The sequence below is a fragment of the Bradyrhizobium sp. SZCCHNR1053 genome, assembly GCF_032381235.1.
Taxonomy (GTDB): domain Bacteria; phylum Pseudomonadota; class Alphaproteobacteria; order Rhizobiales; family Xanthobacteraceae; genus Bradyrhizobium.
In genome coordinates this window covers 670,020-683,031 of sequence record NZ_JAUHJM010000002.1, presented here as the reverse complement: position 1 = coordinate 683,031, position 13,012 = coordinate 670,020, and the positions used below count along the sequence as shown (strand labels likewise).

The window sequence follows — 13,012 nt, the reverse complement described above, 5'->3', positions numbered from 1 at the left end:
CTCGCGTTGACGAATAATTCGTTCTGGGTTGGAGCGGATGTCGAAGCCTGCCTAAGGAATGCGTCATAAGCCCTTGTGAAGGGCCACGAGTAGCGATGCGGCAGCAACCATCAGCGAGATTATTGAAGTAAGAGCTGCGATCCTGAGGGCGGAAGCTTGTTGGGTCTGCTGAGCTGCCTTCTCTGAAACCAAACGAAGAAGAGCGAATAGATCTTCAGTATTGAGCGGGGGGCGTTCCTGCTCTTCGTCAGCAACGACGAATCGAGAATGTCTCAAATGAAGTGAGTAGAGCGGTTCTCCATGATCTCGCGACACGCCTCTCGACTCTCGAAAGAGCCCTTTGAAGGTCCTTAACACACCGCGCACCGCATCGACATTCTCTATCGATAGATCTTTCGCAATGCCTTTCGGTTGGCGAGCTGGCCACTTGTTCACTGCAAGATGGGTGACTACCGCCATTAAAGTTTCGTAGTTCGCCGCGTAGTCGGGTCGTTGCATGATCCGTCAACTCACCAAAAAAGATTACAGGGGCCTCCGCCGAATATTGGCGGAGGGAGTCCGATCGCTGGAATACTGTGCAGTGGGGTCCTGCGGAGCTTGACTTGCCGGCCAACCGTTGGGTCCCAATCGATGCTGCGATCGACACTGCCCAACTCATAAACTCCAACTCTGCCAGCAACAAGTCATGGAAGGTCAACAGTCGCGCTGCTGCGTCGCGTGCTTGCTCGTGGCATCAGCTGAGTTCGGATCAGGCGGCCTTCACCACCTCAACGCGCGCGCCTTCCGCAATCGTCCGCGGCGCCGCGTTCAACTGCTCGATGGCGAATCCCGCGGCCTTCTTGTAACCGGCCATGAACGCCTCGCGCTCGGCCGGTGGGATGACGTCGTCGATGTTGGTGAAGGTGCCGCCGCAGCGCTCGTCGACCAGGTTGAGCAGGCCGAACGGGCCGGCGCCGCGGTTGCGCAGGATGACTTGCGAGATCGGGCCGCACAGCTTGTCGTCATAGGCCGCGAGCGCGGCTGGCGTCACGCCGTGCGCCAGCAGCGAGGCGCCGAGCACGCGGGCGTCGACGATGGCCTGGCTGGCGCCGTTGGAGCCGGTCGGATACATCGCATGCGCGGCGTCGCCCATCAGCGCCACCGGGCCGTCGACCCAGGTCGGCACCGGATCGCGGTCGATCATCGGGTTCTCATAAGCGCCGTCGGCACCGGCGATCAGCGCGGGCACGTCGAGCCAGTCATAGGTCCAGCCGGCGAAATGATGGGCGAACTCGGCCACCGGCACCTGGCGGAACCAGCCGGTCTGCTTCCAGCCCTCGGTGTTGTCCATCGTCACTTCCGCGATCCAGTTGATCAGCGCCAGCCCCGTCTTCGGATCGGGCTGCGAGATCGGATAGACCACGACGCGGTGGCGATGGGTGCCGAGCCCGACGAAGGACGCCCCGGTGCGCATCGGCTTCGCCCAGGTGACGCCGCGCCACATCACCGCGCCGCCCCAATGGATCGGCGGCTGTGTGGGGTGCATCTGCGCCCGGATCGCCGAGTGGATGCCGTCGGCGCCGATCAGCAGCCGGCCGCGCGTCTCGATGCGCGATCCATCGGCATGCTCGATGCGGGCCGTTACCGATCCGTCCGAGTTCTTCTCGTAGCCCGCAACGCGGCTGCCGAGCCGCACGCTTCCAGCGCCGGCGCGTTCCACCAGCCGGCTGTACAGCAGCATGTGCAGCTTGCCGCGATGCACGGCATATTGCGGCCAGTCATAGCCGGCGAGCAGGCCGCGCGGCTCGGAATAGATGTCGTTGCCATTCAGCCCGACCAGCGCCCATTCGCGCGCGGGCACGCCGACCTGGTCGAGATCGTCGGCCGAGATGCCGAGGTCATACAATTCCCGCACCGCGTTGGGCTGCAGGTTGATGCCGACCCCGAGCGGCCGCATCTCGCGCACGCTCTCGTAGACGATGCAGGGCACGCCGATCTGCTGCAATGTGAGTGCGGTCGCGAGGCCGCCGATGCCGCCGCCGGCGATGATGACAGGAAGATCGGTCATGGGCATGGTCCGTCGCACGTGAACTCGAAAGCAGAACGCGAAAGGAGGGGCAAAGGGATGCAGGCACGGCGCTGCTGCGCGTGCGGATCGCCTCCCTTCGATCCGTCCTTGGCCAGCGTTGTCGGCTGGTCCGATGGCGAAAGGCCTAGTTCAGATGCCCGGCGGAGACAAGGGGAATGGGCATTCCGCGCTGCCGTGGTAGGCTGGTGCCATGCACCGTCGTCCCACCCTGTTCCTCACCGCCGCTCTGTTGCTGCTCGAGCTTGCGAGCCCTGCCATGGCCTTTGACATCGAGGCCCATCGCGGCGGGCGTGCGCTTTATCCGGAGAACACGCTGCAGGCCTTCAAGATGTCTCTGGCCTTTCATGTCGACACGCTCGAGCTCGATGTCGGCGTCACGAAGGACGGCGTGCTGGTGGTCTCGCATGAGCGACGGCTCAATCCCGATCTCGCCCGCGCCCCCGATGGCAACTACGTTGCGCCGCCGGGGCCGCTGCTGATCGGTCTGCCGCTTGCGGAGGTGCAGTCCTACGACGTCGGCCAGATCCGTCCCGGCAGCGACTACGCCAGGCAGTTTCCCGAGCAGCAGGTGATCTCTGGGGACGTCCCGCCGCCGCGCATTCCGACCCTGAAGCAGGTCATCGATCTCGTCAGGGGCTCGGGCAAGGATCGCGTGCGCCTCAACATCGAGACCAAGCTCGATCCAGCGCTTCCGAATGAAGCGCTGGACCCCGAGCGGTTCGTATCCCTGCTGCTCGGCCTGATCGAGGCCGAGCACTTCACCGACCGGGTCATGATCCAGTCGTTCGACTGGCGCACCTTGCAACTGGTGCAGCAGCGCGCGCCTGGGATCCCCACCGTCTATCTGTCACGGCAAAGCGGCAAGACGCCCACGGTGTCGCCGACCGAGGCGACGCGCTGGACCGCGGGCTTCAACCCCGCCGATCACGGCGGCTCGCTGCCGCGGACGATTCACGCGGCCGGCGGCAAGGTGTGGTCGCCCTTTTTTACCGATGTCACGCCGGAGCTGATTGCCGAGGCGCATGCGCTTGGCCTGGAGGTCGTGGTCTGGACGGTCAATAAGCCCGCGGACATGGCGCAACTGATCGATGACGGCGTCGACGGCATCATCTCCGACCGGCCGGATGTGCTGCGCAAGGTTGCTGCCGACAAGGGGGTGGCAAGTCCGACAGGTGAGCTGCGGCTGCAATCGACGAAGCCAAAGGCGCATCCGGAGTAGCGGAGCCGAGAGCTCTCACGCGTCGGGGTGAGGCGCCGCCGCGCGGGGGATACTTTGTTGTCCGACCTTTCGTCACTCCCCCTGACTGCACGTTCGATGCATCCGGACACCCAAGCACCGTTCGGGTCAGCCTGGTCAAGCGACCAGCCGTTTGGTCATGAACAGGCTGAGCGGATCGAGTCGGTAGATCCCGAACGGCCCGCAATCCTGATAGCCGGAGCTGCGATAGAGCTGGATCGCCTGCGGCTGTCTGATGCCCACTTCGAGGCTTACGCGGCCAAGCCCGCGACCTTGGGCCTCGTCTTCCAATGTCATGAGGAGCCTGCGTCCGAGCCCACAGCCGCGGGCGGTTTCGCGGACGAACAATCGCTTGATCTCGGCGTGTCCAGGACCGATGAGCCGAAGGGCGATCGATCCGAGCAGCGTCCCGTCACGGCGGGCGGCAAAAAATGCGGCTCCGGGCACCGAGAGCGCGTGGGCATCGACGGGATGATTGCTTTCAGCAGGGTATAGCGTCCGCAGATAGGCATTGGCCTCCGCGATGAGGTCGGCGACATCAGCCTGTCTGGCATCTTCGATCGCGATGGTGATGTCGGTTGGGTTCATCGTCTCCGGCCTGGCAAACGTGACGAAACGCGTCAGCATCGTGCCAGAGCACCACCGTCCCGATCAAATGCCGAGACGGCTGTCTCACGCGCAATCGCGGCTCACCCCATCACCACCTCGTGCCGGATCACGAACGGCGCCAGCAGCGTGTGCACCTCGTTCTCGACCGCCTCGCGGGTCTCCGCAGGCACGTTGCGCAACGTCACCGTCGCGATGCTGCCGTGGCTGCCGTGCGGGCCGACCTTCACGCTGCAATCGATGCCGCGGTCGGTGAGCTGCGACAGCACCTTGGTGAACACGCGCGTCGCGGCGTCCCAGCGCAATTGCGGCTTGAACACCTTGCCGACACCCGTGACCGGCATCGGGTCGATCGGGATGATCTGCACCGGCACGGCGGCGCGCTCGGGCGTGCGGGCGCGCACCCAGTCCTCCAGCTCGCCCGGCTGCACGGCTGCCCCCGGCTTGAGCTGGACGTAGCCGATCGGCAGCTCGCCGGCATAGGCGTCGGGTTGGCCGACCACGGCGGCGAAGCCGACCGAGGGATGCTGAAACAAAATCTCCTCGATCGGCGCCGGATCGATGTTGTGGCCGCCGCGGATCACGAGGTCCTTGGCGCGGCCGGTGATCCAGAGGAAGCCGTCGGCATCGAGCCGGCCGAGATCGCCGGAGTTCACCCAATGGCCGTCGATGAACGCGCCCTTGTTGTGGGCGTCGTCGAGATAGCCTGAGAACACGCCGGGCCCGGCCATGATGACGACGCCGATCTCATCCGCCGCGCAGTCGCGCTCGTAGCGCCCGTCGGCATCGAGCTTGACGATGCGCACCTGCGCATAGGGCAGCGGCAGGCCGACCGAGCCGAGCCGGATCGGCTGGTCCGGATAGGCCATGGTGTGCACGCTCGCAGTCTCGGTCATGCCATAGACTTCGATCACCGGCAGCTTCAGCTTGTCCATGATCGCCTGCCCCACGGCGACCGGAATCGCCGAGCCGCCGCCGGCGGCATAGCGCAGGCTGGAGATGTCGGCCGCGCCTTGCGGCACCGCCAGCGTCGCCGCCAGCACCGTCGGCACGCTCGACAGCGTCTCCGGCTTGAAGCGCTCGACCAGGCCCCAGATGTTGCGCACCGCATTCGGGTTGCGCCAGCCGGCACCGGAGAGCACGACGAGGCTGCCGCCCGCCGAGAGCGTCTGCAAGGTCTGCGTCAGCGAGCCGCCGACGTGAAACAGCGGCATGCCGAACAGCAGCGTGCCGCCCGGCATGGCCTTGAGGATCAGGTTGATTCCCCAGGCCTGATAGACTTGGTTGCCATGGCTGTGGCGCACCAGCTTCGGCGTGCCCGTGGTGCCGCCGGTGTGGAAATAGGCCGCAGTGTCGCTGGCCTTGATCTGCCGGCCGCTGACCAGGTGATCGCCCGGCTGCGGCTTGATCAGGTCGTTGAAGGCGTGAATGCCGTTGGCGGGGTCACCACCGCCGCCGTGCACCTGCACGATCGCCTTGAGGTGCTTGAGGCTGCCGCGGACCTTCTCGACCTTCTGCCAGATGTCGGTGCCGGGCAGGGGCCCGAGCGCCACCAGCACCTTGGTCTTGGCGGCGTCGAGGATCTCGGCGATCTGGTGCGGCTCCAGCAGCGGATTGACCGGGTTGGCGATGCCGGCGGCTTCCGCGCCGAACAGCGTGACGAAGGCGTCGGGCACCAAGGGCAGCATGAAGCTGACGACGTCGTCGGGGCCGACGCCGAGCGCATGAAACATGTTGGCGGCCTGGGTGACCCTGGCGATGAAGTCGCGATAGGAGATCACGACCGGCGTATCGGCCGGATCGGCATTTTGCAGAAACTGGATCGCCGGCGCGTCCGGGTTGACCGATGCGCCGCATTTGAGCGCCTCGTAGGTGCTCTGCGCGGCGATCCGTTCATTGTACGGCATCTGTTCGAAAGCGCGGATGTCAGCCGTGCTGGCGAATGTCGGATAATCGCTGCCGATGGCGCGATCGAGCAGATGAATGCCCATGGCCTGTCCTCCCTGTGTCGTGTCCTCGTCCGGCATGGCCGGAGATCGCGCGCGGGCTCTGTGTCCCGTTCGTCGCGATCGTCACAGGACAGGATGATGGAGGATTCGTCTTGCGTCTATCCCGGCGTTGCCGGGCCTGCCGCCACATTGCCGCAGGCGGGATGCGGTAGGGTGGGCAAAGGCGCGTCCACCGGTGCTGCTCCGCGGTATGCAGTCAACGCGCCGTGCCCACCGTCCATCGGCGTGCTCGGTGTGCAATGGTGGGCACGGCGCGAGAGTCAGTCTTAGTCAAATCAGTAGCTCGGCGCGCCTTTGCCCACCCTACAGCAGATCACTCAGCTCGCCGCGTCGATCAGATTCTCCAGCAGCCGCTTCAGCTCGCCGGTGGCCTTGTCGCCGTAATTCTCCAGGATGTGCGCCTCCTGGCTGGCGGCGAGCGAGTTCAGCCGCTTGCACAGCGCCTTGCCATGATCGCTGATGAACATCAGCACCTTGCGGCGGTCATGGGCGTCCTGGCGGCGGTAGACCAGCGAGTCCGACACCATGCGGTCGATCATCTTGGTCAGGGTCGGGTGGTTCAGCAGCACCGCGTCGGCGAGATCGCCCATCGAGTGCCCCTCGCCGTCGGAGAGCACCTTGAGGATGCGCCACTGCTCGACGGGCACGCCCTCGGTGCTCAGGCGCGACTCCAGCTGCCGGTTGATCTCCCGGTTGGCTTGCGCGAGCAGGTAGGCGAGATGTTCGGTGAGGGGGGTGTTGGGATGGGGCGGTTTGGCCACGGTGAATTTCGCTTGCGGTCCCGACTTGAATGAATGTCCGGCAGTTGCTGCCCGATCTATATGCATCCCAATTCTTGAACATTCAACATTTTCGAATAGGATATTTGCCGAACGCGTGCTGATTTTGACGGCGTATGACCGCCGGTCCACAATGGGCCAGACACGGTTGCGGCCAAGGAGTGGGTGTGCTCTCGACAGGATCTGTCACGGCCGGGCGTCTCAGTCTGCCGCCATCCCTGCTGTTCAGGAGCCCGCCCCGGCGGGCCGGCCTTCCCGCACTCGCCCCGTTCGATCCTGACCGTCTCCAGCGGCGCGGCTCCCAGAACAGGCTGCGCATCGGCAATTTCCTTACCTTCTCCGGGTCGCCCGGCATCTGGGGGCCGGCCGCGACCAACAGCGCGCTACTCGCGGTGTCCGAGATCAACCGCCACGGCGGTATCCTCGGGCGCGAGATCGAGTTGTCGTTCTACGATTCCGGCGGGCCGGTGGACGAGGTGACCGATCGCGCCAGGGACGCGCTCGAATTCGGCGACATCGACGTCGTCATGGGCTCGCATATCAGCGCCGTCAGGTTGGCGCTGCGCCGGCTCACGCGTGGCCGCATCCCGTATGTGTATACGCCGGTCTATGAAGGCGGCGAGCGCACGCCCGGCGTGATGGCGATCGGCGAGACGCCGCACAGCCAGACCCGCCCCGCGATCCACTGGCTGGCGGAGAACAAGCGCGCCCGGCGCTGGTATCTGATCGGCAGCGACTATGTCTGGCCCTGGCAGTCCCACCTTCAGACCAAGACCTACATCACCGAGGCCGGCGGCCAGGTGGTCGGCGAGGAGTTTGTGCCGGTCGGCGAGGATGATCACGAGGCGCATCTGGCGCGCATCCGCGCTGCCAGGCCCGATGTCGTGCTGATCTCGCTGATCGGCACCGACAGCATCACCTTCAATCGGGCTTTCGGCGAGTCGGGCCTCGCCGCGACCACCCTGCGTCTCGCCGGCGCGGTGGACGAAACGGTGCTGCTCGGCATCGGCGCCGACAACACCGAGAACCTGTATTCGGCCTCCGGCTATTTCAGTTGCATCGGCTCCAAGGCCAATGACGCGTTCATGAGCCGCTACACCGCGATGTTCGGCGCCGATGCGCCGCCGGTCGGATCGGTCGGCCAGTCGAACTACGAGGGTCTGCGCTTTCTGAAGGCGGCCGCCGAGCGCGCCGGCTCGCTGTCGCTGCGCCCGCTCGCCGCCGCCGGCCGCAACATCGTCTATTCCGGCGCGCGCGGCGAGGTGACGATCCGGCAGGGCCGGGCCGGCATGGCGATGCATCTCGCCGCGGCTGACGGACTCGATTTCAAGATCATCCGGACGTTCTGAGTAACGCTGCGCCGAGCTTGGCCGGGCTGCGTGCCGCGGTCACCCTCCCCCTCCAGGGGAGGGTGAGCCATCACATTCGCGGCCGCCTGTTCAGTTCAGCCGCAAGGCAATCACGATGACAAGATCTGCCGTCACGCGGCCGCAGCCTTCCTGGCCTGCACGTCGACGGCAGCCGCCGGCGTACCTCCGACCAAACGAATCATCCTGCTGATGGCCTCCTGCAGCATCGGCTTGCCGAAATCGTCCATCGCCACGGTGACGCCGATCGCCTTCGGGTTCCTGCAAGGAACTCGGGCAACTCCCAACGCCGGCCGCAGGGCTCGCCGGCACACGGCCTTTTGCGCCCCCGGTGGCCGGAACGGGTTGCCGCTCCGTGACGGAATTAATACGATCGGATGTCAGTCACATGAAAGTTGGAGTGCCCGGATGCGTGCGCAGTCGCGAGCCCTGTCGAACCCGGTCGGTCTGTGGTGGGCCATGCTGACGCTCGTCAGCCTCGCCAACATCGTGTTCTGGTTCATCCTGTACCGCCAGCTCAACGGCGGCAGCAATACCCTGGGCCAGGCTTCCCAGACCGGTTCGATGCTGGTGCTATCGGCGGCCTATGTGTTCGGCTGCGCCTTCCGCTCGGTGCTGCCGCGCGCCGACGTGCAGCGCATCTGTCTGGTCGACAGCTGGCTGTCGAGCGTGTTCGTCGGCCGCACCGTGGCGACCATCGCCGAGATCGCCTTCGCGGCGCAATGGGCCATCATCCTGGCGCAGCTCGGCGCGATCGCGGATGCCGAGACCGCGGTCAACATGGCCCGCATCATCGTGCCGCTGATCGTCGTTGCCGAGATCTGTTCCTGGTACGCGGTCGTCACCAGGAATTTCCTCTACAACGCGATCGAGAACTCGCTGTGGGCGGTGGCCTTCCTGTTCGTCGGCATCGGCCTCGGCCGGCTGCTGCCGGAGTTCGACGGTATGGTGCGCGGGCTTCTGATCGGTGGCCTCGTCGGCGTCGCCTGCTATCTCGCCTTCCTCGTCGTGATCGATGTCCCGATGTATGTGAAGCGCTGGCGCATCGAGCGCGCCGCCGGCACGCCGCTGCTGCATCCGCTCGTCGGCCTGCGCGACTCCGCGACGCGCTGGACCGTCACCCACGAGTTCGAGCACTGGAAGGAAGAGATCGCCTGGATGTCGCTGTATTTCAGCGCCGCTGTCTGGGGCTCGCTGGCGCTGTGTGCGCTCTCGGCGATGAACGATCAGCCGCATGATCGCGCGCAGGCGATCGGCGCGCCGCCGGCCATCGTCCAGCACGCCGCCGATCGGTCCTGACGCGACATCCCGCCGTGACGGTCACGGCGGGATGCCTGCCGGCTGAGCGCCGGTGTCTCAGCCATGCATCGCGAAGTGATGCGAATCGTCCATCTGGACGATGTGGCTGTAGTCGGCGTGCGGCGCGTCGTGCACGGCCACCGGCGCGTGGTCGAAATTCGGCGGCACGATGCCGGTGTTGCCCGCATGGCCATGGTCGCCGAAATTGTCGACGATGATCGGGTTGTGCGACGAGCCCTCGCCGTGCAACGGGCCGGGGAAGCCGGGGCCGGGGCCCTGGCCGCCCTGGACGTTGTCGCCGGACTGATGGATCGCCTGCGCGATCGAGTCCCAGAACCCGCCATGGCTGCCGCCGTCCTGTCCCGCATGAGCGATCTGGATGCTGCCGTCGCTGCGCAGGCCGTCCTGGGCCAGCTTGAAGACGTCGCCGATCGCCGCGCCGAGATCGCCATGGCTGAGGTCGTTGACCAGCGAGCCCAGGTCGTGGCCGATCGCGTCGAGCTGCTGACCCAGCGAGTGGCTCAGCTCGCCGGCGGTCTGCGCCAGCCCGTTGAGGCCTTCGCCGACGAAGTGGCCGACGCCGTCGACGATGCCGGTGCCGACCGCATCGGCGCCGTGGGCGATGCCGGAGATCGCTTCACCGATCGGTCCGCCGATCAGGTGGCCGGCCGCGGAGGCGCTGTCGGTGACCACGCCGATGGCGCCGTCGGCCACCGCCACGCCGGCGTCGAAGCCGCCCTTCACCACCGCGCCTGCGGCGTCGAGCGCGTCCATGCCGACCTCGCCGGCCGTTCCGACGATGGTGCCGGCCATGCCGAGCGCGCCGTGGCCGACTGCGCCGGCCGCCTCCAGCCCGGCCTCGCCGAGGCCGACCGCGGTGTGTGCGAGGTCGCCGGCGACGTCGAGGGCGCCATGCGCCACGTCGCCCCCGACCTTGAGTCCGCCATCGACGATGTCGCCGCCGATATGCTTCACGTCATTGATGGCGCCGTCGATGTCGCCATGCACCAGATGGCCCACCCCGGACGCCACGTCGCCGGCGACGTTGATCCCGGTATGGAGGACGTCGCCGCCGACATGGACCACGGTCGAGGCCACGTCGCCGACGGTGTGAAGCAGGCCGCCGCCGATCGCCTCGGCACCGTGCCCGATCGCGCCGAGTACGCCGCCTACGGTATGGATGGCCTCGCCGCCGAGCGCGCCGATGCCATGCACCACGCTGCCCACGGCATGGGCCGCATCGCCGGCGACGTGCTCGACCGTATCGACCACGGCGCCCGCCGCACCGCCGACCGCACCCGCCACATCCTTCGCGACGTCCTTCACGTCGTCCACGGCGGAACTGACGGCATCTCCGATATCATCCCAAAAGCTCATGACCTGCTCCTCTCGGTTGCGTCACCTCGCCTCGGGTGACGGCGCCGTTTGTCGCAGATCGCGGCCCCGCGCTCCGTGCGCGACGTCACGCAGGCTGAGACGTGGCAGGGCTCCGGTGCGAAGCCTGTCCGTAAGCCGCGTCATCCACCTCTTCGGGGGGCGCAGGGAGGGACATGCGTGGATGCCGGCGCAGGCCGGGCAACTAATTAGCAGGCCCTGATCGCGATCGTTCAGGGCGGCATCGGCGTGATGCTCGGCGGCGGTTCAGGCGTGACCGATCCAGCCATGCCAGGTCAGCGCCGTGAAGAATGGACGAACATCGCGAAAGCCGCCGTCACGCAGGATGGCTTCATCCTCCCCTGGGCTCAGCATGTTGACGCTGGCATCGACGGTCGCGCGCATCGTCCTGGCCCTCTCGGGGTCCGTGCCGGACGCAACGGCATAGGCCGCGTACCGATCCAGCCACAGCGACCGCTCGACTGGCTCGTTGGGCAGGCAGCTATGGGCCACCACGAACGGCGCTCCAGGGTGGAGCCGGTCGCGCACGGCGCGGACTGTCCGCAACCGTTCAGGCGCTGCCAGAAAATGCAGCGTCAGCAGGCATGTCGCCGCGTCAAACGGGCCGGCCGGCGCGTCGTCGATGGTGCCCTCGATCAGTTCGACCCGGCTCGTCCGCGCGCCGAGCGTGCGTTCGGCGAGTCGCAGCATCTGCGGCGCCGGATCGACGCCGACGAAGGTCCACGATGGTTGCGCTTCCGCCAACGCGTTGAGCTCCAGCCCGCCGCCCGCGCCCAGCACGAGCACCCTCGCATGTTCGGGCGCCCGCTCGGCCAGCAGGACCGCCGTCATCCGGTGCAGCCCGTCGAGACCGGGCACGAAGCGCCGCGGACCATCCGTGTAGCGCGCGACGAACTCGGGATCGGAAAACGCGCGGATGAACTGCTGGGCGCCGTCGGCGATGTCAGCCGGCATGACAAATGTCTCCTTTGCGGGGTCGCTTCCGTCGTTCGAGGCGGTCGTGGAAATCAGCGCTCAGCGCCGCCAGCGTGATGGCGCCGAGACGGGACAGCAGCAAGGTCTCGGCGGCCCGGATGGAGGTGTCGAGCGCCGCATTGACCGCCTGCTCGACGAGGCAGTCGGGAGTCTCGCTCCGATGGCCGATGGCGAACAGCGATGGACGCCCGAGTGAATCGTAGACGTCGCGCAGGGTGACGGTCGCCAGATCGCAGGCGAGCGTCCAGCCGCCGCCATGGCCTTTCTCGGAGCGCACATAGCCGCTGTCCCGGAGGCCGGCCATGATCCTGCGGATCACGACCGGATTGGTCTGCATCATCGCTGCGAGCGCCTCGGACGTCACCGGACCGTCGTGCTCCGCCATGTGGAGCAGGACGTGCAGGATGCCGGACAACTGGCTGTTGGGTCTCACGTAACTTTTAATATGGCATGATATTCCGGCCGTCAACCGGCCAGCCCGGCCATGAAGGCTTGGGCGACGACGCCGGCGCCTCTGCCCGTCGGGCGATTCGGTCCTGCGTCCCGCGTGCGGCGGGCGGGTCCATGCCTCGCAGCGATGAGAAATGTGCCGCGCGTAAAAACTGAATTTTCCTGCGCGGTCAAGCTGATTTGGGCTGTCCAGTCCCGTTAGCAAAAATATGCCGCTTCTCGTTTTCGGAATTTCGTGATTTATTCCGTTCGTCCCGCCTCATCGACGAGGGGCGCTGCGCGGTCGTCACGAAGCGTGGAGTGCGGGATGCGATGGGCGGGCCGGTTTGCAGCGTGATCATTCGCGCGGACGAACAACATTGGCTCGCACGGTCAAGTCGCGTGGTCCTGGCCTCCCGATGCTGAGGTCAAGTCGGCTGATGATGCCCCGCGCATCTCGCCGGTGATGGGGGCAAGACAGCCCGGTCCCCAGGGAGATCGCGAAGCAGCCGTTAAGACTATCGCGCAGGGAGGGCCGGGTCGTCCGGCTGGACCTGTGGTACCTGCCGCCTGCATTTTTTTCGCAGGCGGGCCACGGGCCTCAGTCGAGGTCCGGCCTTCCCTGCACCCTCGCTTCGGAGGAGGGTGAGATCGATGCATCACTCGGACGCGAAGAGCGCCGCGAGGACAATGACGCGCATCCCCAAATGCAGTTTGAGATTGCTGACCACGACGGCACCACAAACGCGGTGCTCACCCTCCCCTGGAGGGGGAGGGTCGCCTCACGAGGAGCGAAGCGAAACGTGAGGCGGGGTGGGGTGATGTCTCCGCGCGCAAAAGCATGCGTG

At 66.4% G+C, this 13,012-nt stretch carries 12 protein-coding genes; 3 read left to right on the top strand and 9 right to left on the bottom strand.

All coding sequences use genetic code 11. The features are described from left to right. Nucleotides 1-63: 63 nt before the first annotated feature. Both QX051_RS08015 and QX051_RS08010 read right to left on the bottom strand, forming a co-directional pair. A complete protein-coding gene (locus tag QX051_RS08015) occupies nucleotides 64-498 on the bottom strand; it encodes a hypothetical protein (protein WP_315775699.1) in 435 nt (144 codons plus the stop codon). Between the two features lie 250 nt (nucleotides 499-748). Next, a complete protein-coding gene (locus QX051_RS08010) occupies nucleotides 749-2,047 on the bottom strand; it encodes a flavin-dependent oxidoreductase (protein WP_315775698.1) in 1,299 nt (432 codons plus the stop codon). A 211-nt stretch (nucleotides 2,048-2,258) separates the two neighbouring features. On the opposite strand from QX051_RS08010, the gene QX051_RS08005 reads away from it, so the two are divergent. Beyond that, nucleotides 2,259-3,287: a glycerophosphodiester phosphodiesterase gene (locus QX051_RS08005; protein WP_315775697.1), complete on the top strand. Its 1,029-nt coding sequence runs from the start codon at nucleotides 2,259-2,261 to the stop codon at nucleotides 3,285-3,287. Nucleotides 3,288-3,422: 135 nt separating this feature from the next. Here the strand turns inward: QX051_RS08005 and QX051_RS08000 are convergent, their stop codons facing one another. From QX051_RS08000 to QX051_RS07990, 3 genes are all read right to left on the bottom strand, one after another. Next, entirely contained in the window at nucleotides 3,423-3,932 is a 510-nt protein-coding gene (locus QX051_RS08000; protein WP_315775696.1) for a GNAT family N-acetyltransferase, read from the bottom strand. Between the two features lie 62 nt (nucleotides 3,933-3,994). Beyond that, nucleotides 3,995-5,902: an acyl-CoA synthetase gene (locus tag QX051_RS07995; RefSeq protein ID WP_315775695.1), complete on the bottom strand. Its 1,908-nt coding sequence runs from the start codon at nucleotides 5,900-5,902 to the stop codon at nucleotides 3,995-3,997. Between the two features lie 335 nt (nucleotides 5,903-6,237). Continuing rightward, the gene (locus QX051_RS07990) at nucleotides 6,238-6,681 is read right to left on the bottom strand and encodes a MarR family winged helix-turn-helix transcriptional regulator (protein ID WP_315735215.1); all 444 of its coding nucleotides are present in this window, start codon (nucleotides 6,679-6,681) and stop codon (nucleotides 6,238-6,240) included. A 185-nt stretch (nucleotides 6,682-6,866) separates the two neighbouring features. On the opposite strand from QX051_RS07990, the gene QX051_RS07985 reads away from it, so the two are divergent. Beyond that, a complete protein-coding gene (locus tag QX051_RS07985) occupies nucleotides 6,867-8,048 on the top strand; it encodes a substrate-binding domain-containing protein (RefSeq protein ID WP_315775694.1) in 1,182 nt (393 codons plus the stop codon). 131 nt (nucleotides 8,049-8,179) lie between these two features. Here the strand turns inward: QX051_RS07985 and QX051_RS07980 are convergent, their stop codons facing one another. After that, nucleotides 8,180-8,302, bottom strand: coding sequence for a hypothetical protein (locus QX051_RS07980; RefSeq protein WP_315775693.1), 123 nt, complete (start codon nucleotides 8,300-8,302; stop codon nucleotides 8,180-8,182). A gap of 172 nt (nucleotides 8,303-8,474) precedes the next feature. Here QX051_RS07980 and QX051_RS07975 point away from each other — a divergent pair, with 172 nt between their 5' ends. Then, nucleotides 8,475-9,365: a hypothetical protein gene (locus QX051_RS07975; RefSeq protein WP_315775692.1), complete on the top strand. Its 891-nt coding sequence runs from the start codon at nucleotides 8,475-8,477 to the stop codon at nucleotides 9,363-9,365. Between the two features lie 57 nt (nucleotides 9,366-9,422). Here the strand turns inward: QX051_RS07975 and QX051_RS07970 are convergent, their stop codons facing one another. The 3 genes from QX051_RS07970 to QX051_RS07960 all read right to left on the bottom strand — a co-directional run bounded on the left by QX051_RS07970 (nucleotide 9,423) and on the right by QX051_RS07960 (nucleotide 12,168). Next, nucleotides 9,423-10,742 carry a hypothetical protein gene (locus QX051_RS07970; RefSeq protein ID WP_315775691.1) on the bottom strand — a complete coding sequence of 440 codons (1,320 nt, stop codon included), beginning with the start codon at nucleotides 10,740-10,742 and terminating at the stop codon, nucleotides 9,423-9,425. Nucleotides 10,743-11,006: 264 nt separating this feature from the next. Continuing rightward, the gene (locus tag QX051_RS07965) at nucleotides 11,007-11,714 is read right to left on the bottom strand and encodes a class I SAM-dependent methyltransferase (RefSeq protein WP_315775690.1); all 708 of its coding nucleotides are present in this window, start codon (nucleotides 11,712-11,714) and stop codon (nucleotides 11,007-11,009) included. Next, nucleotides 11,704-12,168 carry an Rrf2 family transcriptional regulator gene (locus tag QX051_RS07960; protein WP_315735202.1) on the bottom strand — a complete coding sequence of 155 codons (465 nt, stop codon included), beginning with the start codon at nucleotides 12,166-12,168 and terminating at the stop codon, nucleotides 11,704-11,706. The genes QX051_RS07965 and QX051_RS07960 overlap by 11 nt, the downstream gene beginning before the upstream one ends. Between the last annotated feature and the right edge of the window lie 844 nt (nucleotides 12,169-13,012).

Excerpts from the sequence above, each read along its gene's own strand:
- QX051_RS08015 (WP_315775699.1), bottom strand. The coding sequence starts at position 498 with ATGCAACGACCCGACTACGCGGCGAACTACGAAACTTTAATGGCGGTA.
- QX051_RS08010 (WP_315775698.1), bottom strand. The coding sequence starts at position 2,047 with ATGACCGATCTTCCTGTCATCATCGCCGGCGGCGGCATCGGCGGCCTC.
- QX051_RS08005 (WP_315775697.1), top strand. The coding sequence starts at position 2,259 with ATGCACCGTCGTCCCACCCTGTTCCTCACCGCCGCTCTGTTGCTGCTC.
- QX051_RS08000 (WP_315775696.1), bottom strand. The coding sequence starts at position 3,932 with ATGCTGACGCGTTTCGTCACGTTTGCCAGGCCGGAGACGATGAACCCA.
- QX051_RS07995 (WP_315775695.1), bottom strand. The coding sequence starts at position 5,902 with ATGGGCATTCATCTGCTCGATCGCGCCATCGGCAGCGATTATCCGACA.
- QX051_RS07975 (WP_315775692.1), top strand. The coding sequence starts at position 8,475 with ATGCGTGCGCAGTCGCGAGCCCTGTCGAACCCGGTCGGTCTGTGGTGG.
- QX051_RS07970 (WP_315775691.1), bottom strand. The coding sequence starts at position 10,742 with ATGAGCTTTTGGGATGATATCGGAGATGCCGTCAGTTCCGCCGTGGAC.
- QX051_RS07965 (WP_315775690.1), bottom strand. The coding sequence starts at position 11,714 with ATGCCGGCTGACATCGCCGACGGCGCCCAGCAGTTCATCCGCGCGTTT.